The sequence below is a fragment of the Leptospira andrefontaineae genome (assembly GCF_004770105.1).
Taxonomy (GTDB): domain Bacteria; phylum Spirochaetota; class Leptospiria; order Leptospirales; family Leptospiraceae; genus Leptospira_B; species Leptospira_B andrefontaineae.
Genome location: NZ_RQEY01000016.1, coordinates 161,643 through 180,466 on the forward strand (window position 1 = coordinate 161,643; position 18,824 = coordinate 180,466).

19 protein-coding genes are annotated in these 18,824 nt (G+C 40.4%); 13 read left to right on the forward strand and 6 right to left on the reverse strand.

Annotated elements, in window-relative coordinates:
• Positions 1-9 precede the first annotated feature (9 nt).
• Both gcvT and EHO65_RS10775 read right to left on the reverse strand, forming a co-directional pair.
• Entirely contained in the window at positions 10-1,122 is a 1,113-nt protein-coding gene (gene gcvT, locus EHO65_RS10770; protein WP_135774182.1) for a glycine cleavage system aminomethyltransferase GcvT, read from the reverse strand.
• 171 nt (positions 1,123-1,293) lie between these two features.
• Entirely contained in the window at positions 1,294-1,761 is a 468-nt protein-coding gene (locus tag EHO65_RS10775) for a YiiD C-terminal domain-containing protein (protein WP_135774184.1), read from the reverse strand.
• Between the two features lie 195 nt (positions 1,762-1,956).
• Here EHO65_RS10775 and EHO65_RS10780 point away from each other — a divergent pair, with 195 nt between their 5' ends.
• From EHO65_RS10780 to EHO65_RS10810, 7 genes are all read left to right on the forward strand, one after another.
• Positions 1,957-3,981 (forward strand): neutral/alkaline non-lysosomal ceramidase N-terminal domain-containing protein, encoded by a 2,025-nt coding sequence (locus tag EHO65_RS10780; protein ID WP_135774186.1) that lies wholly within the window; start codon positions 1,957-1,959, stop codon positions 3,979-3,981.
• Between the two features lie 242 nt (positions 3,982-4,223).
• On the forward strand, positions 4,224-4,736 hold the full coding sequence (locus EHO65_RS10785; RefSeq protein ID WP_135774188.1) for a GlcG/HbpS family heme-binding protein: 513 nt from the start codon (positions 4,224-4,226) through the stop codon (positions 4,734-4,736).
• Between the two features lie 55 nt (positions 4,737-4,791).
• Complete coding sequence (locus tag EHO65_RS10790) at positions 4,792-6,015, forward strand: hypothetical protein (RefSeq protein WP_135774190.1); 1,224 nt, start codon at positions 4,792-4,794, stop codon at positions 6,013-6,015.
• Positions 6,016-6,090: 75 nt separating this feature from the next.
• Positions 6,091-6,876, forward strand: a complete 786-nt coding sequence (locus EHO65_RS10795; protein ID WP_135774192.1) for a dienelactone hydrolase family protein — start codon at positions 6,091-6,093, stop codon at positions 6,874-6,876.
• An 86-nt stretch (positions 6,877-6,962) separates the two neighbouring features.
• The gene (locus EHO65_RS10800; RefSeq protein ID WP_135774194.1) at positions 6,963-7,991 is read left to right on the forward strand and encodes a synaptic vesicle VAT-1 family membrane protein; all 1,029 of its coding nucleotides are present in this window, start codon (positions 6,963-6,965) and stop codon (positions 7,989-7,991) included.
• Positions 7,988-8,929: a polyprenyl synthetase family protein gene (locus EHO65_RS10805; protein ID WP_135774196.1), complete on the forward strand. Its 942-nt coding sequence runs from the start codon at positions 7,988-7,990 to the stop codon at positions 8,927-8,929. Before EHO65_RS10800 ends, EHO65_RS10805 begins: the two co-directional genes overlap by 4 nt.
• Complete coding sequence (locus EHO65_RS10810) at positions 8,910-9,692, forward strand: TlyA family RNA methyltransferase (RefSeq protein WP_135774198.1); 783 nt, start codon at positions 8,910-8,912, stop codon at positions 9,690-9,692. Before EHO65_RS10805 ends, EHO65_RS10810 begins: the two co-directional genes overlap by 20 nt.
• 15 nt (positions 9,693-9,707) lie before the next feature.
• On the opposite strand, the gene EHO65_RS10815 is transcribed toward EHO65_RS10810, so the two are convergent.
• Positions 9,708-11,285, reverse strand: coding sequence for a flavin-containing monooxygenase (locus EHO65_RS10815; RefSeq protein WP_135774200.1), 1,578 nt, complete (start codon positions 11,283-11,285; stop codon positions 9,708-9,710).
• Between the two features lie 221 nt (positions 11,286-11,506).
• Positions 11,507-12,418 (reverse strand): flagellar coiling protein FcpA, encoded by a 912-nt coding sequence (gene fcpA / locus EHO65_RS10820; protein ID WP_008589523.1) that lies wholly within the window; start codon positions 12,416-12,418, stop codon positions 11,507-11,509.
• Positions 12,419-12,769: 351 nt separating this feature from the next.
• Here fcpA and zapE point away from each other — a divergent pair, with 351 nt between their 5' ends.
• The 4 genes from zapE to EHO65_RS10840 all read left to right on the forward strand — a co-directional run bounded on the left by zapE (position 12,770) and on the right by EHO65_RS10840 (position 16,115).
• Entirely contained in the window at positions 12,770-13,615 is an 846-nt protein-coding gene (gene zapE, locus EHO65_RS10825) for an AFG1/ZapE family ATPase (protein WP_135774202.1), read from the forward strand.
• Entirely contained in the window at positions 13,615-14,067 is a 453-nt protein-coding gene (gene folK, locus EHO65_RS10830; RefSeq protein ID WP_135774204.1) for a 2-amino-4-hydroxy-6-hydroxymethyldihydropteridine diphosphokinase, read from the forward strand. Before zapE ends, folK begins: the two co-directional genes overlap by 1 nt.
• A 1-nt stretch (position 14,068) precedes the next feature.
• A complete protein-coding gene (panB, locus tag EHO65_RS10835; RefSeq protein WP_135774206.1) occupies positions 14,069-14,869 on the forward strand; it encodes a 3-methyl-2-oxobutanoate hydroxymethyltransferase in 801 nt (266 codons plus the stop codon).
• Positions 14,870-14,972: 103 nt separating this feature from the next.
• Positions 14,973-16,115: an N-acetylneuraminate synthase family protein gene (locus EHO65_RS10840; protein ID WP_086447332.1), complete on the forward strand. Its 1,143-nt coding sequence runs from the start codon at positions 14,973-14,975 to the stop codon at positions 16,113-16,115.
• Positions 16,116-16,131: 16 nt separating this feature from the next.
• Here the strand turns inward: EHO65_RS10840 and EHO65_RS10845 are convergent, their stop codons facing one another.
• Positions 16,132-16,479, reverse strand: a complete 348-nt coding sequence (locus EHO65_RS10845; protein ID WP_135774208.1) for an Hpt domain-containing protein — start codon at positions 16,477-16,479, stop codon at positions 16,132-16,134.
• Between the two features lie 153 nt (positions 16,480-16,632).
• Here EHO65_RS10845 and lpxA point away from each other — a divergent pair, with 153 nt between their 5' ends.
• Positions 16,633-17,412, forward strand: a complete 780-nt coding sequence (lpxA, locus tag EHO65_RS10850; protein WP_135774210.1) for an acyl-ACP--UDP-N-acetylglucosamine O-acyltransferase — start codon at positions 16,633-16,635, stop codon at positions 17,410-17,412.
• Positions 17,413-17,453: 41 nt separating this feature from the next.
• Here the strand turns inward: lpxA and EHO65_RS10855 are convergent, their stop codons facing one another.
• Positions 17,454-18,218, reverse strand: a complete 765-nt coding sequence (locus EHO65_RS10855) for a M15 family metallopeptidase (protein ID WP_135774212.1) — start codon at positions 18,216-18,218, stop codon at positions 17,454-17,456.
• Between the two features lie 214 nt (positions 18,219-18,432).
• Between EHO65_RS10855 and EHO65_RS10860 the strand changes: the two genes are divergently transcribed.
• Positions 18,433-18,771, forward strand: a complete 339-nt coding sequence (locus EHO65_RS10860; RefSeq protein WP_135774214.1) for a TIGR04452 family lipoprotein — start codon at positions 18,433-18,435, stop codon at positions 18,769-18,771.
• Positions 18,772-18,824 lie beyond the last annotated feature (53 nt).

Consider the following 18,824-nt stretch of genomic DNA (forward strand, 5'->3'; position numbering starts at 1 on the left):
ATCCTTAGTTTAATTTTTCCGAATGCTTCCCGGAATGAAAGATTGGGTGAATATAATTGCGGACTTTGCCTGTCCTCTGATCTCTATTTGGATCGATTCTCCATGGTGGATCTTTTCAGAGTCCACTAGGGCCAGTCCTATTCCTTTTTTTAAGGAAGGGGAGAAGGTACCGGATGTTGTGATCCCTATATTTTTGCCGTTAGAATCTAATACCGGCATATTCTCCCTTGGGACTCCAGCTTCTTGCAGTTCGAAGGCTACGATCTTTCTTTTAGGACCTTCTTTTTTTTCTGAGATGATCTCTTGGTATTTTGGATACTGAGTTTGTTTTTCTTTTACGATCCATCCTATCCCGGATTGGTTTGGACTTCTATTCTCGTCTAACTCATGACCATAAAGAGGATATTTTGCTTCGATACGTAAAGTGTCTCTTGCACCCAAGCCTACGGGAAGAAGTCCTTGGTTTTTTCCGAACTCTAATAGTTCTTTCCAGATCTTAACACCTGTAGAATTCGAACTGTAGATCTCGAATCCGTCTTCTCCAGTATAACCTGTCCTAGAGAGAATGATCTCTTCGCCGGCAAAAGGGAATAACACGAATTTATAATATCCGATATGACTTAGATCCGATTTGAAATAAGAAGAAAGAATGGAATCTGCTTTTGGGCCTTGGATCGCGATCTGGTGCCAAGAAACACTTTGGTTTTCTAATTTCGCAGAACTTGGCACATACTTCTTCAGATACTCGTAAACGGAATCCACATTGGATGCGTTTGCGCAGATCATATATTTTTGATCGTTGAACTTGTAGAGAGTGATATCGTCTACCAGTCCGCCATTCTCATTGATGATTGCATTGTACTGCACTTGCCCATTTGCTAAGGAAGAAACTGAATTGCAGGTAACTGATTCTAAAAAGCCGAGGATGATATCGGCCTGACCTTCGATAAAAATTTCTCCCATATGAGAAACATCGAATAGACCGGCAGCTTGTCTGGTCGCAGTATGCTCGGCAATGATTCCTGAATATTGAACAGGCATGTCCCAACCGCCGAAAGGGATCATCTTTGCACCTAAAAGTTTATGCTCCTCATACAGAGGTGTGGTTTTCCATTGGGACATAAGCGTTTGGGGCCATCATTTCATCGCAGTTCCTAGGGAAAAACAATTTTAGGCCCCCTTAAAAAAGATTTAAAGGGCTTTCTTTGGAATGGTTCTAGGAGAAGGTCCCGGACTTTGTAGGAACTCCAACAAATCTCACACTGACGAAATTTGGGCGGCAGACTTTATATCTTACTCTTTCAATTTTTTTCTGACATAGATGACTTTATCTACTTCCGCCACTAACTTGCCAGTTTTTACATCAACGATCTGAGCAGTGAAGGTAATATCCATTTTTCTTTTACGATCCGTTTCTTCTTTGATCTCTTGGATTTTTTCCTTAGGGATATAAAATTCTGCTCTTACAGTACCTTCTCCCGGTTTTATGAATCTTATAGTTGCGGCCTTGTCCCAGACCAAATATCCGGATCCTAAATGTTCCATCAGTATCAACATATAAAAAGGGTCACACATTGAGTAGAGGGATCCTCCGAATTGTGTTCCCACATAATTTTTATTAAAAGGTGTAAGTTTCATCGTGGTAGAGAATAATGTTCTCTCTTTGTTCAAGGCCTTCACCTTGATACCCGCACCGAAGTAGGGAGGATAGAAATTGAAAAAATGAAATTTAAGTCTTTGTAAAAAGCCCGGTTGGGACATAGGAGATTCCTGATCTTTATTTCTTATTTTATCCCAAACTAATAAGAGTCTCAAAAATCCGAGCTATTTTTGGAGAATATAATTGGTTTGTAAGACGGATTGATATCATAACTGTTATCCGAAAATTCTTGCTAAGAACTTACCATTCTGATAGCAAGTAGAGGCTAAAAAAACCAAAGAATTCCCGGAGGGGGAATGAAACCGAATCAAATAGTGAAGAAAATACAATCGTACCTAATTTCGATCCTTCTAATCTTTTCTGCAGTTGCTTGCGGAACCGTCGCCGAATATAAGATCGCGTATAAAAAACCGGAAGTTGCTTCCAAAACCAGAGGACTGGTTGCTGGAATTTCTAAGGTGGATTTAACTCCTCCTCCCGGTTTACCTCTAGCTGGTTATTCCAAAATGGCTGAGACCGAAAAAGGTTTCCGCACTCGTCTTTATGCTAGAATTTTCTATATTCGAAAAGATGCAAACGAACCTGTCGTTTTGATCCAAAGTGATCTTTTATCCGGATCTCTTTTGATCCATCACTTGCTCGCAGAACGTTTAGCTTCTAAGACAGATATTTCTTTTGGTGGGATAGTCTTTGCAGGAACTCATACACATTCTGCTCCTGCTAACTTCTACGATAATAATTTTTACAACGAGTTTGCTTCTAACAAACCTGGTTTCGATAAAGGTTGGACTGATTTCGTATTGGATCGTTTGACCAATGGAGTTGAAGAGGCTTACAAATCAGCAAAACCTGCCAAGATCGCTTCCGGAAAAACTGCAATCTGGGGATTGACCAGAAACAGATCTTTGGACGCATACCGTGCTAATAAAAATTCTGGGTTCGAAGATTTAAAACCTGAGATCCAATACCAAGCGATCAATCCTGATCTAGTGATGATCCGGATCGATGCTCAAGACAAAGATGGAAGATACAAACCTCTCGGTGCATTCTCAACATTCTCAGTTCACGGAACCACCGTGCCTGACTCTAATGATGTTGCAAACGCAGATGTGTTTGCTTATCCAACTCGAATTTTAGAGAAGAAGATCCGTAAAGATTTTAAACCAAGCTGGGATCCAATCCACGCACTGAACAATTCCACTCACGGAGATAACTCTCCTGATTATCGGGAAGATATGCAAGGTTTCATAGAATCCAGAAGAATTGGAGAAGCCATAGGAGAAGAAGCAGCTAAACTTTTTGATTCACTACAAAACTCTTTAAGCACTGAAGCTAATCTTTCTTTTAATACAAGAGAAGTAGATCTGTATGAAAACCAAAAGATAGGTGATGCAGAAGTTTGTGACCGTCCTTATGTAGGAACTGCGTTAACAGGTGGAGCAGAAGATGGACTCACTCCGGTCCTAAACTGGCTTCCATTCTTTGCGGAAGGTTGGCCTCGTTGGTTTTTGACAGGTGGTTGCCAAGGTCATAAAAGAATCGTAGGTTTCAAATATCTGCAGCCTATCGTTCTTCCAAAGTCAAAGTTCCCACATAAACTTCTTTTGCAATCTGTGAAAATTGCAGACACACTTCTTCTTCCTGTTCCTTTCGAAGTTACTAAAGAGTCCGGAAAAAGATTTGTGGACGAGGCGTTGAAGTCAAGTTCTCAGCCGATCAAAAACGCATCTGTGATCAGTTGCGCAAACGGATACTTCGGTTATGTAACTACTCCGGAAGAATATACTCGCCAACATTATGAAGGTGGCCATACTCTTTATGGACCAGGCACTCAACCATTCTTACAGGCTCATCTTGCTGATCTGACTAAAAATCTTCCGGCTGCCGGAGGAAAAGAAGCATTCCCAGCTTCTTGGAATTACGAATTGGATCGTTCCGATCGTTTTCCTGAAACTGAAAAATCGGAAGGTGTAAGAGAATTAGTAGATTCTCCTGAGCTGATCTTAGCAGAAGAAAACTTAGAAAAACATTGGGTTTTCCGTTATAAGGATGTAGGTCCTTCTGAAATTTCCTTACATGAATCTTTGGTTTCGATAGAATACAAAGAAGGTAACTTAGATTGGAAAGAGTTAATCCATGAAGGAGAGCCAGTAGACGATAGGGGAGTTGATATAGAAGTTAGAAAAACTTCTAACTCTGGAAAAGGAATGGCAGTTTACCAAGTTCGTTGGTACAATCCTGAACAAATCGCAAAACGCAAATATAGATTTGTGATCCGTCCTCGTGCCGGCCAAGCCAAGTTCGTTTCTCCAGAATTCTAAGTAGAGAAAACCGGAAAGGTCTTCTTTTTAATTGACAGAGAAGTCTTTCCGTTTCACAATTTAAGAGGTTGCCGAAGTCTTTCGGCTGCTTCTTTTTACAAAAGACGGTTTCGTTTTTTGTCCTACCTTCGCTTCAGTCTTGCATTCACCGGATCGGCCCAAGACAAAAATCCAAAATCAAATCCTATAAGTCGCTTTTTGAGAGATCAAGGAGTGTGTTTTTGCGTTTAAGGAGAATTCTTTTGAAAAGAAAACATTCAATATTTGTAAATCTATTCCCCAAGTTTTTAGCACTCTGCTTTTTATTCTTTGGGATCGTTTTACCCTTCCAAGCCCAACCTTTAAGTTATGGACCAAATATTAATTTGGAGCAGGCAAAAAAAGTAATCGCTGCTGCAGAAGCTGAGGCAAAGAAAAACCAATGGAATATGGCGATAGCGGTAGTCGACACCGGAGGAAATTTGGTATTATTACAAAGAATGGATAATACTCAGATAGGTTCCATCGAAATCGCTAAAGGAAAAGCTTCCACAGCAAACAATTTCAAAAGGTCGAGCCGCGCTTTGGAAGAAGCGATTGAAAAAGGTGGCATCGGCCTGAGACTTTTGGCGGTTCCAGGGGTTTTTCCATTAGAAGGGGGAGAGTTAATCCTTCTGGATGGAAAAATAATAGGAGCAATTGGAGTTTCAGGAGCCCAGTCCACTCAGGACGGGCAAGTTGCAAGAGCAGGAATTTCCGCTTTAAGTTCTAAGTGAGAAGGTTCTGGGACTTTTTCCTTTCCTGGAGAATCGATTCTAAAAGGATATCTCTATGGATTGGAAAATTCCTAAGTTTAAATCTGGTAAACCTCTTAGATGGGAATTTTTAGTTCCTCCTGGTTCAGCTAAAGAAACGGAAATCCTACTTTCTCAAATTGTTTCCGATCCATTTCTTCCTAGAAATCATACTCCTGAGTTTAAAGTATTTCCGGAGAAGTTTGTATTAGAAAAAACGAATTTTCGCCAAGCATTAGAAGTGTTGGTTAGAATTCCTTGGATTAGGGATTTTCGTTTGAACCTGGGTAAATTCCCTCTGGATGAAAAGTTTAACTTTTCCGGCTTGATAGAATCATTAAGAGAAAATGAAATTTTGCCGGAAGGTTGGGGGATAAACTTTCATCCTCAGGTGCGGGGAAGAAAAGAAATTTCCAGAGAAGAATTATATTCTTTTTGGGAAGAGTCTTATTCTTCCTTTGGAGATCCTGAATCTAAAAACACGGAATTGAATGCACTTGCTCTTGGAGATAATATTATCCTTTCTTTGAGTTTGGCCGGTGCTCCCATTTTCCAAAGAGGGAATTTTAAACCTCTATCTAAATCTGCTCCTGTCAGGGAAGATACTGCCGCTTTTCTTTTATATTTGTTAAAGAAGAATATGCAGGAACCCGATGCGGTCTTTGTACCATTTGCAGGTTCAGGAACATTTATCTGGGAGTCTGCTTTTTCACTTTTTAAACTTGGATTCCCTCATTTGGATCGGAACTATATGTTCCAGGAAATGAAGGAATTCCCCGCTCCAAGTTGGGAATTTTTAAAACGTAAGATAGGTCCGGAAGAAGTAAGTAAAAAATTCACGTTCTGGTATAATGACTCCGAGCCGGAAGTTTTCTCCTATCTAAACGAAAGAAAAGAAGAATATCAGAAATTTATAAAACAATTTTCTTTGAGTCCCGAAAATCGTTTTATTGGAAAAGAAGGAGACTTCTTTTCTTTATCTCCTAAAGAAGTTTGGGAATCCGCAGGCAAACCACAAAAGATCTGGATGCCACTCAATCCACCATATGGGTTACGTATCCAAAAAGGGTCCGATTTAGGTTTGTACAAACGTATTGCAGAAACTTTAAAAACTTGGTGGGAGCTTCCTTGCGAAGTTTCCGGATTTGTTCTTTGTCCTGACGAGGAAACTTGGTCTGCTTTTTTAAAGGGAATCCAATCTAAATTACAAACCGTTCACATTACTCACGGTGGCCTGGATCTTAGAGTAGTTTATTTTTAATATTTTTCGCTTTAAATTTCAGATCAGTCTAATATCAAATTTATTTTTCATACGGGAATACTCGAGGAATATAGAATGAAAAAGATCATTTGGTTCAGTATAACGTTTCTTTTAGCGACGAATGTTTTATCTGCAAAAGTTAAATCAGAATTCGTAGAATACAAACAAGGCGACACTATCTTAGAAGGTTTTGTTGCTTATCCGGAAGGGGCAAAAAAAGCTCCAGGCATCGTGCTTGTCCATGATTGGATGGGCCTTGGAGAAAATACAAAAGCAAGAGCGGAACAACTTGCAGAGTTAGGTTATGTTGCTTTTGCGGCTGACATTTATGGTAAAGGTGTTCGTCCTAAATCCATGGAAGAAGCTGCAAAACTAGCCGGCTCGTTCAGAGAAGGAGACCGTAAACTTTTAAGAGCTAGAGGGCAGGCTGCGTTAGACGCGTTAAAGTCCCAAACCGGCGTGGATCAGAAAAGTTTAGCGATCTTAGGATATTGTTTCGGTGGGACGGCCGCCTTAGAACTTGCAAGAAGTGGAGCTCCTTTAAAAGGAACTATTAGTTTTCATGGAGGATTATCTACTCCTAAGGCGGAGGATGCCAAAAATATTAAAGGCAAAGTTCTGGCACTTCATGGGGCGGATGATCCTTTCGTAAAACCGGATGAAGTGGCAGCTTTCCAAGAAGAAATGAGAAGTGCCGGAGTAGATTGGCAGTTCGTTTCTTATGGTGGGGCGGTTCATTCTTTTACGATCAAAGAAGCAGGAAATGATAACTCTAAAGGAGCGGCTTATAATGAAAAAGCGGATAAACGTTCTTGGCTAGAATTGAAAAACTTCCTGAAAGAAATTTTCCCTTCCAAGTAATTTAGCCAAAAAACGGAGGAGATTTTTCCTCCGTTCGGATCTGTTTTTTCCTTTTAGGATACGAAATAAAAGAGCAGAATGCCCTCATGATTCGCTCCGTTTATAGAGTCGATACCAAAGGTTCTTTAGATTCTTTGGAAAGAAGAGAAGAGGAACTTCCCCCACCTGAGGACAATGAAGTCACAGTAGAGATCCGTGCAATCGGTCTGAATTTTGCGGATATTTTTGCTATCCAAGGATTGTATAGCGCGACACCTAAAGGTTCTTTTATTCCAGGTTTGGAATATTCAGGTAAGGTGATCGCTGTCGGTAAGAAGGTTAAAAATTTCAAAAAGAACGATAAGGTCATGGGAGTGACCCGGTTCGGAGCTTACGCCGATCATATAAATATAGATTCTAGATATATTTTTCCACTTCCATCAAAATGGAGTTTTGAGCAAGGAGCAGGGTTTTTAGTCCAAGGACTTACTGCATATTATGCTCTTCTTCCTTTAGGAGATTTAAGAAAAGGTCAAAACGTTTTGATCCATAGTGCGGCTGGCGGAGTAGGGATTTACGCCAATCGTATCGCTAAAAAATTCGGAGCCTGGACCTTAGGTTCCATAGGAAGTCATTCTAAAATTCCCCTTTTGGAAAAAGAAGGTTACGATGCTTGGATCATTCGATCTTCTCGTTTTCCGGAAGAATTAAAAACCGCACTCGGTGGAAGAGAATTACATTTGGTTTTAGAATGTATCGGCGGTAAAATTTTTAAATCCAGCTACGAGGCTCTTTCTCCTATGGGTCGAATGGTTGTTTACGGTTCTGCTTCTTTTATGAGCCAAGGAGATAAGGTCAATTGGCTGACTTTAGCTTGGAGATATTTGACCAGACCGAAAGTGGACACCTTAGAAATTGTTTCTGAGAATAAAGCAGTGATGGGATTTAACCTGATCTGGTTGTATGAAAAGATTGATGAATTGACCGTTCATCTCAAAGCGCTTTTGAAATTAAATTTGGAACCACCTCATATAGGTTCCGTATATCCATTTGTGGATCTTCCGGAAGCAGTCCGGCATTTCCAAACTGGAAATACTACCGGCAAAGTGGTGATTACTGTCGAATCCGGAAAATGACAAATCAAACGGAAACAAACGAACTTTCTCAATTACTAAAACGTTCCAAGGATCGTTTCGAAGATTATTTAGAAAACGACGTATATCCATTTTTTAAAAAAGAATCTGCTCCTGAACTCGCAGCTGCGATGGAATATAGCCTAAGAGCTGGGGGAAAAAGATTAAGACCGATTCTAACATTTGCTTCTTTTGGAAAGATAGATAACGATTCTCTTTCGATCGGAGCTGCATTAGAATTTGTTCATACTTATAGTTTGATCCATGATGATCTTCCCAGTATGGACAATGATGATTTCAGAAGAGGAAAACCTTCTCTTCATAAACAATTTTCAGAAGCTACTGCAATACTTGCAGGAGATGCTTTGCAGGCTTATGCGTTCGAATGGCTGACCCAAATAGATTCTTCCGATAAAAACTTGCATAAGGATTTGGTCAGGACTTTAGCAAAAGGTGCAGGTGCTGCGGGAATGGTCTCCGGGCAAATGTATGATCTGCTCTTAGAGAGAAATCCTTCTTCCTTAACTGGAACAAAAGAGGAATTACTTTCTAAAACGCATAGATTGAAAACTGGAGCTCTAATCCAGGCTTCTTTTCTAATGGGAAATCGTTTGAGAGAAGATTATCAACGAAGAGAAGAAACTATCTCTGAATACGGTGCCAAACTCGGTTTATTATTTCAGATCACTGATGATATTTTGGATATTGAAGGAACTAAGGAAGATCTAGGAAAAACTCCGGGCAAAGATGGAAAATCAGGAAAGATCACTTATCCTTCTTTATATGGAATGGAAACTTGTAAGCAGATGGTTTCTGATCTAGTTTCCGAGTTGGAAGAACTAGGATCCGATCTGGATACTTCTTCTTCTAAAATAGAAGTTTCCGAATTTCCTGAATTCTTTCAATCCTTACCTTCGAACATTGGCAAAAGAAAAAATTAGGCTAGATGACTTACTCTTGAAAAAGGGTTTGGCTGAGGATATTTCCAAGGCTCGAAGTCTGATCTTATCCGGTTCAGTCCTTGTGAACGATAGGATGTCCGATAAGGCCGGTACATTATTCGAAGAATCAGTAGAAATTCGGATTCGAGAGATCATCCCTAAATATGTAAGTAGGGGAGCATATAAACTCAAAGCTGCATTCGAAAAATGGAATATATCCGTTAAAGAAAAACTTTGTATAGATTGGGGGGCCTCTACCGGAGGTTTTACTCAAGTTCTTTTGGAAGAAGGAGCGGACTTAGTTTTTGCTTTCGATGTTGGCTACGGACAGATGGCCTCCAAGGTCGCAATGAATCCTAAGGTCACTGTCAGAGATCGATTCCATATCCGGGATACTAGTTGGAAATTATTGTCTTCTTTATGGGCCGAGAAAACAAAGAAAGAGTTTCCAAATGAGATCTTTCTGGTCATGGACTTAAGCTTTATTTCTCTTCGTATTGTACTTCCTGTTCTTTCCGAACTCAAAACTAAAAATCCAAATGTTCGATGGAATATAGTCAGTCTTTTCAAACCTCAATTCGAAACAGAATCTAGGAATTTGGATAAAGGAGTTTTGAGAGATGCTTGGATACGTTGGAAAACGATCCGGTCTTTCTTACAATTTTTGAAAAATGAAATTAAAGGAAAAAGGATAGGTTTGGAAGATTCCCCGATTACAGGGAGAGATGGTAATCGGGAAATCTTGGTATACTGGACTCTTTAGTTTAAACTGTACGCTTTAGCCAAAGGTTGCATCTAAAGCCATAGAGAATCTGGAACCGATCCCGGGTTTTTTTGCCTTTCCATCTACACGAACAAATTCGTAATCCTTAGGACGAAGGAAGAATGTCCTGGCTTTAAATTCGAAAGTAAATCCTGGCCAAAGAGTTGTATTTCTTCCTGAACTAGTATTGTACCAGCTTACACATCCTCCGGTCAACCAGACAGATTTACCCAGGCGTCTTTGGATCTCTTCGTTATAACGATCCTGAACATCTTTGCGAACATCTATAAACTTTATGTTTTTATTAAGTAGATAACGAATTCCCTGAAGGGCATATTGTACTTGGGATTCTATCATTAGGATCATAGAACTATGACCTAATCCAGTATTCGGACCTACAATCATGAATAAATTCGGAAAACCGGAAACTGTCGTTCCTAAATATGCTTCCGCACCATCTTCCCAGGCATCTGCTAAAAGTTTTCCATCTCTTCCCCGTATCTCAAAAGGAGAAACTGCTTCTGCAGCTTGGAAACCTGTCGCAAAAATGATCGCATCTACTTTATGTTCTACCCCATCCTTTGTTTTAACTCCGGAAGCAGTGATCTCTTCGATACCATCGGTAACCAATTCTACATTCTCTCTATTCAATGCTGGATAATAGTCATTAGAAAGAAGTATACGTTTACATCCGATTGTATAATTCGGAGTTAACTTTTTCTTAAGTTCTTCGCTATGGATGCTCTTGTTGATAAAACTTTTAGCAAATTTCTCGAAAATTTTCATTAGCTTAGGATTGATCGCAAAGGCCAATACTCCAATTTCGTTCAACCAATAGATCGCTTTTCTAAACAACCATCTTAATGGAGGAATGAATTTAAAGATCCCTTTTACGGAACCCGAGATATTACTATCCGGTTTCGGGATGATCCAAGCAGGAGTTCTTTGGAAAAGTTTTAATGTTCCTACAATTGGAGCGATAGTAGGAACGATTTGGATTGCACTTGCTCCCGTTCCGATCACTGCTACTTTCTTCCCTTGTAGATTATAACTATGATCCCATTTTGCAGAGTGGAATTTTGCTCCTTTAAAAGTATTGATTCCTTTGATATTCGGAAGAACAGGTCTGCTTAAACCGCCTGTGCCGCTCACTACAGATTTTGTTTTGTAGGACTTCCCACCGATGGTGTTGATTTCCCATAGACCTGTTTTTTCATCAAAAAATGCGCCGGTCACTTCTGAGTTTGTACGAATAAATGAACGGATCCCGAAACGGTCCGTACATTGGTTCATATAATTTAGGATTTCTTCTTGAGGCCCGAAAAGTCTGGACCAATCCGATTTAGGTGCAAAAGAGAAGGAGTATAAATGCGATTGAACATCGCAGGCTGCTCCCGGATAATTATTATCTCTCCAGGTCCCTCCGACCCCATTCCCTTTTTCTAAAATAACAAAAGATTCTATTCCCGCTTGTTTCAAACGGATTCCCATACATAACCCAGCGAATCCAGTTCCTATGATGACTACATCATATACTTTTTCCGCTTGGGAGTTCTGGCTAAGGCTCGATCTTTCTAATGTCTGAGCTACCATTCTTCTTCTCTCCTCTAAACATTCTTTCCGGTATTCACCGGTGTTTTATTGGAAATATAGAATACAATCTTTCTCGAAAAGGATCGTCCGATCTTAGAATTTGATACTGGGAAATACTAATAAATTCCGGAATCAGTAAGGAATTTCATTCTGTTTGGGTATAAAAAAACCCCGGTTTGTCCAACCAGGGTTTTTTCCTACATTGAAATGAAAAGAGAGGATTATGGGCGAACCGAAATCACTTCGTCTTTGTTAATCAAAGCAACGATGTGTTTGTATTCCGGAGAATCCTTTCCATATTTCAGCTCGGTAGCGCGGAGAAGGTGGATGTTTTTCTTGTGACGGAATTTAAACATCTGGTCTTCGCTTGCTCCACCGTATTTCTTGATCATGTTTTCTTCGAAAGCATAGCAGCTTGCAAGATACTTGTGAGCTGGGTATTCTTTCTCGTTTTCATTAACCTCGATGTAGAGTTCCAATATAGGAATACACTGAGGTAAGTTTTGTAGATCGTATTCAGTGACAATCCAAGATCTGTATACATCGGAAAGAAGTCTTTTGAACTCGGCACGTTCACGTAGATCCGGGTTCTTGATCTCATCCAAATGGTTGATTGCCTTGGTGAAATAATTCAATGCTTGTTGTTTTGCTTCCAACTTTTGGCGGGAAACGACACGATCTTCACGAGCTTTACGGTCGACCTTTTGCCAGTACCATTTCTCGTCTAGACGTTTCTTCTCCGCTTCCTCTTTACGGTACTGCTCAACAGCTTCCCTCATCTTGAGGACGGTATTCACTCCGGATTGATAGCTAGTCAGGGCCAGGCGGAACTTGTTGTTCGCGAAAGCCTTAGAAAGCTGATGGAGTTCTTGGAAGTTCTTGTCGTAACCTTTGAAGTCAGGGTTCTTCCAGATCGCTTCCTGCTCCTGGATTTCTTTTTTACGTTTCTTAGCTTCTTCCGTTAGATTCTTGTCGTCGTCTTCCGGAACGAGCTCACCTTTCAGCAGTTCGTCGATCTTATCAGCTGCCGCCTTGGCATCTGTCGTATCCTGCCCCCCTTGGTTCTGTGCGAACAAGGAGAGGTTGAGTCCGACCACGGCCAGAAGAACGAATATAGTCTTCATCACCTTCATAGTGCTCACACCTGTGCCTTCTCTTTCAAAGATAGGATTTAGAAAAAGGACGGCAAAGTCCTTTTCTTCTGTTTATCTATCGGTCAAGGACCTTTAGATATAAACCTGGATTAAAAAAAATTTCCCATTTTTCCTATACAAGGGACATAAACGAGAAGCTTTTTACTATATCCATTAGCAAAAATTTATCATTTTTCGCTAATTTTGTTCTCCGAATCCGTTCAGAGACTCCTCCAGAATCTCGCTTAAAGCAGAACTTGTCAGCAGATTTTTAGGAATTCCTAGGAAATGATGTGTTCTTAGATTTCTTTCTTTCTATTACTTCCCTTTCTTCCAGTCTGGATCTAGACCATGAATTTAAAGAATTTAACCCCGATCCGAGAAGGTTCTCCCTCCTGTAAATTCTGTGCGGGAGTCGGATTTCTTTTAGAAGAGAACGTAAAGAACTCCAGCTCCGGTGTTTTGTTACTTTGTTCCTGCGTGGGAGAGTCCTGCCCTTGTGGTGGTAAGGCTCCTTACATGGTCTACGATGAAAGCCAAAATAGAATGTTACCTTGCGTTTGTCATAACGCTAGAATGGAATTAGGCAAAGTAGAGTATTTGGTGAAGAAGGCGGGGATCCCAGCCAGATACAAATATAGAACCTTGGATCGAATGGATACCACCGAACTTTCTTTCTTAGCGGCTCATGACTGGGCAAACGATATCGTAATACAATGGAAAGAAAGAGAAAGAATACAACAAGGTTTGTATCTTTGGGGCGGAACTGGTTCCGGAAAAACACTTCTTGCATGTGCTATCTTAAATGAACTCATCCTTCGTTATGGTTTGGAATGTAAATACGCAAAGATCAATCGTGACTTTCTTTCTACAATTCGAGACAGTTATCAAAAAGAAAGTGAACTCCATGGAATGGAGCAAACTATCAAAAAACAATTTGCGGATGTCGAAGTTTTAGTTCTGGATGATTTCGGAGCAAACAAAGAATCCGATTGGGCTAATTCTCAGTTATATGATTTGATCGATACAAGATATGAAGAAGAGAAGGTAACCATTCTAACTTCTAATATTCCTCCTACTGATTGGAAAGACAAAGCAGAAGGTAGGATCTTTTCCAGACTGATGGAGATGGCGAAACAAATCCATTTGGATTGTCCTGATTATCGTCTAAGTCATAGCGCTTTCGGAACCCACTGATGGATAAAAATAATCATATCGCATTTCTTTGTTTAGGAACGAATCTAGGAGATCGTGAATTGTATCTTTTGGACGCGATCCAAAAGATCGGTGCTCATCCTGAAATACAGATCCTAAAAAAAGGAACTGCTTTGAATACGGAAGCTTTGGAAGTTACCGATCAACCTGACTTCTTAAATCAACTTCTTCAGATATCCACCCATCTTTCTCCTAAAGAACTTTTGGATTTTTTACTCGGCATTGAAAATGAGATGGGAAGGGTCCGCACAAGAGACAAGGGTCCTCGAGTTATAGATATAGATATTTTATCCGTCGATGATATGAAGATCCATGAGAAGGGTTTGCATCTTCCCCATCATAGTCTGTTCACCCGTCCTTTTATATTAGAACTTTTAAATGAACTCGGAGAAGGTTCCCTGGTCCAAGCATTCGGGAATCCTTCGGAGGGATGACATGAGAGATGTTAGCAAAATATTTCCCAGAGGACCAAAACCTGTAGAGAAAAAGATCACGGTATTGACCTGCTATGATTTTATGTTCGCAAGGATTTTAGAAGAATCCGGTGTGGATTGTATTCTCGTCGGGGACACTCTAGGTGTTGTTTACCAAGGCCAACCTACCACCTTGCCGGTGACCTTGGACGAGATGATCTATCATGCAAAGGCAGTTAGAAGAGGAGCCCCGAATACATTCATAGTCGTTGACCTTCCATTTCTAAGTTATCAGGTTTCTTTGGAAGAAGGGATCCGCTCCGCCGGAAAGGTAATGAAAGAGAGCGGATGTGATGCGGTAAAATTCGAAGGCGGCGGTCCTGAGATTTTGGAACTTATCTATAAACTGGAAAGAATAGGGATCCCTGTTATGGGACATATAGGCCTTACTCCTCAATCCGTGAACGTTTTCGGAGGACATAAAATCCAAGGAAAAGCTGAACAAGATAAGGCCAGATTGATAAGCGAAGCAAAAGGGATCTCCGATGCTGGAGCCTTCTCCATTGTTTTCGAGCTAATACCTTCTGCTCTTGCTAAAGAAATTTCCGAATCCGTCCCAATTCCTACGATAGGGATAGGGGCAGGAGCAGCGACCGATGGACAGGTGCTGGTAATTTACGATTTTCTTGGATTGAATAAGAGCTTTAAGCCTAAGTTCTTAAAAACTTTCCTGAATGGATACGACGATGTCTCTGGCGCAGTCAAAAATTATATTCAGGAAGTGAGAAATGGAAGTTTTCCCGGGCCGGAACATTCTCATTAATTTCTTTTCTCTGCGGATTTCTTGACGTTCCGTGTGTGAAGTAAAGGCTGGAGAGAGAATCAATCCCGATTGCAAAATCGAACAAAGATAGGACGGAAGATACGTGGACATAGTCGAACTGGAGAAGGGATATCCGGAAACCGAAGCAAAAATAAAGGCTTTGGCATCCGAATGTGGGAACGCCACCGAGATTATTCGCGGAGCGGTTGTATCCGATACCATTCATTTTATCGGGGATACCCGTAAGATCTCCGACAAGGAAGGTTACGTAAAAGAACTTCCTGGTGTGACTAGAATTTGGAACGTATCATTGCCTTATAAAAATATCGCTCGTACTGCTGCCGGTAAAAACGGGGAAGTAGTCCATCGTGAAAACCGAATTGTAGAAGTTCATGGAAAAGACGGACTCGTTCGTAAGTTCGGAACAGGAAAACATATCTTCCTAGTTGGCCCTGACTCTCCTCAGACTTATGAGCAGACTGTCACTATCGCAAAACAAGCGGTGGAGATCGGTAAAAAATTCGGGATCTTAGATCGTATCATCTTTAGAGGTGGAGCATTTAAACCTAGAACTCGTCCAACTGATTGGAGAGGAATGGGTTGGGACGGTATCAAATTACTTGACCAAGTAAAAGAAGAAACCGGACTTCCTTACGTAACCGAAGTTATGGACCATACCATGGCGGAAGAAGTTTCCAAACATGCGGACATGATCCAGATCGGAACAAGAAACGCTCAAGACTTCGAACTTTTAGAAGCGGTAGGTCGCACAGGCAAACCTGTGATCTTAAAAAGAGGTTTCGGTAACGAAGCTATCGAATGGTTTTCTGCTGCTGAATATATTGCTAATCAAGGAAATTTGAATATAGTTCTTTGTGAAAGAGGAGTGAAAACTCTTTTCATTAAGGAAGGATATTGCCGTAACACTCCGGATCTGAACGTGATCACTCATGCTAAGAACCAGACAATTCTTCCTGTTATCTTCGACCCAAGCCATGTTGCCGGGGACGATAAGATTGTGGTTTCTAATTTGCTGGCTTCTCTTCCTTTTAATCCGGACGGTTCCATTACTGAAACCTTACATGTAGAAGAGTTCCGTAAAGAGCAGATGTGTGACGCGGCTCAAGCGCTTCTCATGTCTTTATACGAAAAAACAGTAGAAGCTATTTTAACTTATGAGGAAAAAATTAAACCTCTAACGGATAAGGTAGATTCTTATTTTTTGGAACGTAAGGGTAAAAAATAAGTCTGAGAATCCAGACTTATTCCGGAAATTTGGGAGCTAATTCTTTTTTGGTTTGCTCCCAAAGACTCGGAAGTTCCTGACAAAGAGCCAAACAAGCCTCTAAGTTTCCTTCCTTCAATTTCAGTTCAGCCTCAGTAACATTTTTCTGAACCCCTGCGAGTCCAAAGTTTGCCGCAACACCTTTTGTCTGATGTAATTCTGCTTGGAGTTCTACGCTTTTCTTTTCTTCAGTGAAACTTTTGATATTCTCTAAACGGCTGTTCATGTTCTTACGTAAAGAACGAACCATTTCTTCCAGCCAAATAATGTCATCTTCATCATCGCCTTGTTTTAGGGAATCCAGACGAGACCAATCCACTAACATAGAATTCTCCTTCCCGAACCGCGTTTGGTAAATGTATGCGGCTTCCCAAATTCGACGAAGCACTAAACCCTTTACCGACCCCAATTATTTATAGCTTGAATAAAAAATCCACGTCGATTTTCGTATTATGGAAGATTTAAGAGGCGAAACTTAATGAAAATTCACCCAACAGCCATCGTCGATTCGAAAGCGGAACTACACGAATCCGTCGAAGTCGGTGCGTATACAATTATAGAAAAAGATGTGGTAATCGGCGAAGGAACCGTGATAGAGACCGGAGCCCGAATTTTCGCAGGTACTAAATTAGGTAAATTTAACAAAGTCCATCATGGAGCAGTAATCGGAGTAAATCCTCAGGATTTAGGCTTCGATCCAAATACTGCTAGCAAAACGATCATCGGAGATAATAATACTTTTAAGGAATATTCCAATATTCACAGAGGAACCAAGGTAGATTCTCCCACTATTATCGGAAATAGAAATTATCTTATGGGAAGTGTTCACGTAGGTCACGACAGTATTTTAGGGGATGATAATATTCTAACCCACGGTCTTGTTTTGGCGGGACATGTTACGGTAGGCAATAAGTCATTCATTTCCGGTTTAGTTGCAGTTCACCAATTTTGTTTTATTGGTGATTATGCAATGGTAGCAGGTTGTTCCAAAGTAGTACAGGACGTTCCTCCTTTTGCTACCGCAGATGGAAATCCTTGTACGATCATCGGTTTAAATACTGTTGGTTTGAAAAGAGGAGGATTTTCTCCTGAAACAAGATCCGCGATCAAGAACGCATATAAGGTAATTTATCATTCAGGTCTGAATTATAGAACCGCTTTGGATCAATTGGAGAAGGAATCGGGTCATCCACCTGAAGTTCTCCAGATCATAAAGTTTTTCAGAAGTAGTGATCGTGGAGTAATGAACCACAGATAACCAAAGATATGTGTGTTGGAACTCCAACACACACCTTATGCTTAATCTATCCTGGCACAGTCCGGATTGATAGAAGTCACATATTCCAGGGGAAGGTCTCCTAAAAAGTCCGATCCCTGGAATTTTCCTTTAAAATTTAATTTCCCTTTTTTGTAAGCATCTACCCAAGCTTTTTGGAATTTATTGGAGAGAGGAGCATAAGACCAATGCCATTTCTCTTCATTATAACCTTTTCCTGCTCTTTCCGATTTTTGGGAATAAGGTTGGCAGAATCCGAATCTGTGAGCATTTTTCTTCATCCAAATATAGAATGTTTCTCCTCTTCCTCCTTTTTCAAAATAGGAGTTTTCCAAGGCATTGATATCAATATCAGTTCCCCAGTGGTGGCGGGAAGTACCGGGAGCGCTGGAAAATTCTAAAATTAAGGAAATGATCTGAGAAGGAGTTTTGTCTTTAACGGATTCTCTCATCTTCTTCTTTCCGGAATACTTATCTTCCCAGATGGATTTTTGATCCGCAAAAGATCTATGAGCAGAAATTAAAAATGGCTCTTGTCTTTCTTGGGGATGATCTTTTTTATATTCTTCTTTTAATTTTATAAATGCTGCTTTGGTTTCCTTCCTTAAATAGAACTGTCTCGGATCTCCAGGATTTGTAAAAGATACAAGAGCTTTCTCCTTAGGAAAATCCCCGATCAGGTAGGAAATTTCCGAGACACCTTGGTAAGTTTCGTCTGTTCCCTGGGCGGCTAGGGAGAAGTTACTGAAAATCAGAATAAGTACTAAACATCGGAATAGGAACGGCATAATTCCATATTCTTCTTTGGCAACTTGAGGAAAAGGGAAATTCTAATACTCTTTATTTGTTTAAGACACAAATGCTACTACAGAAATTTCCGGGACTTTATGACAAACTCCGACCTTGAAATCCGGAAATTTGTATTGCATTACTTTGGAAATTCGGTTGAAGTTAAGCTCTAATTGGAAATTTTTTGTAAAAAACAAATTGGGAGAACCCTGGATGAAAAAAATCATCACTCTTCTTCTGCCCCTGTTCCTAACGTTTAATTGCGTTTTATTTGATGCAATTGGTCTGTCTTATCCAGACACCGTAGATGGGAAGGAAGCAAAAAGTATCATTCTGACAAGTGCAGTTATTGGATCCGCAGTAGGCGGTTTCGAAGTTCTTTCTATTCTTGCTCCTCAATTAGCAAAAGTAGAAGAAGATAAATACTATAACAAAGCGGATGTTGACGATTGTGCAAATGAAGCATTGATCATCAACTTGCTAACTGTAGATTTAGGCGGTTTTACTTGCGATCTAAACCCTAGACCGACAATCATTCCATTTATCTACTGATCCGTTCTTTAGATCATCGATTTTCGGCCGGCTGAATGAGGTTGGCCGAAAAT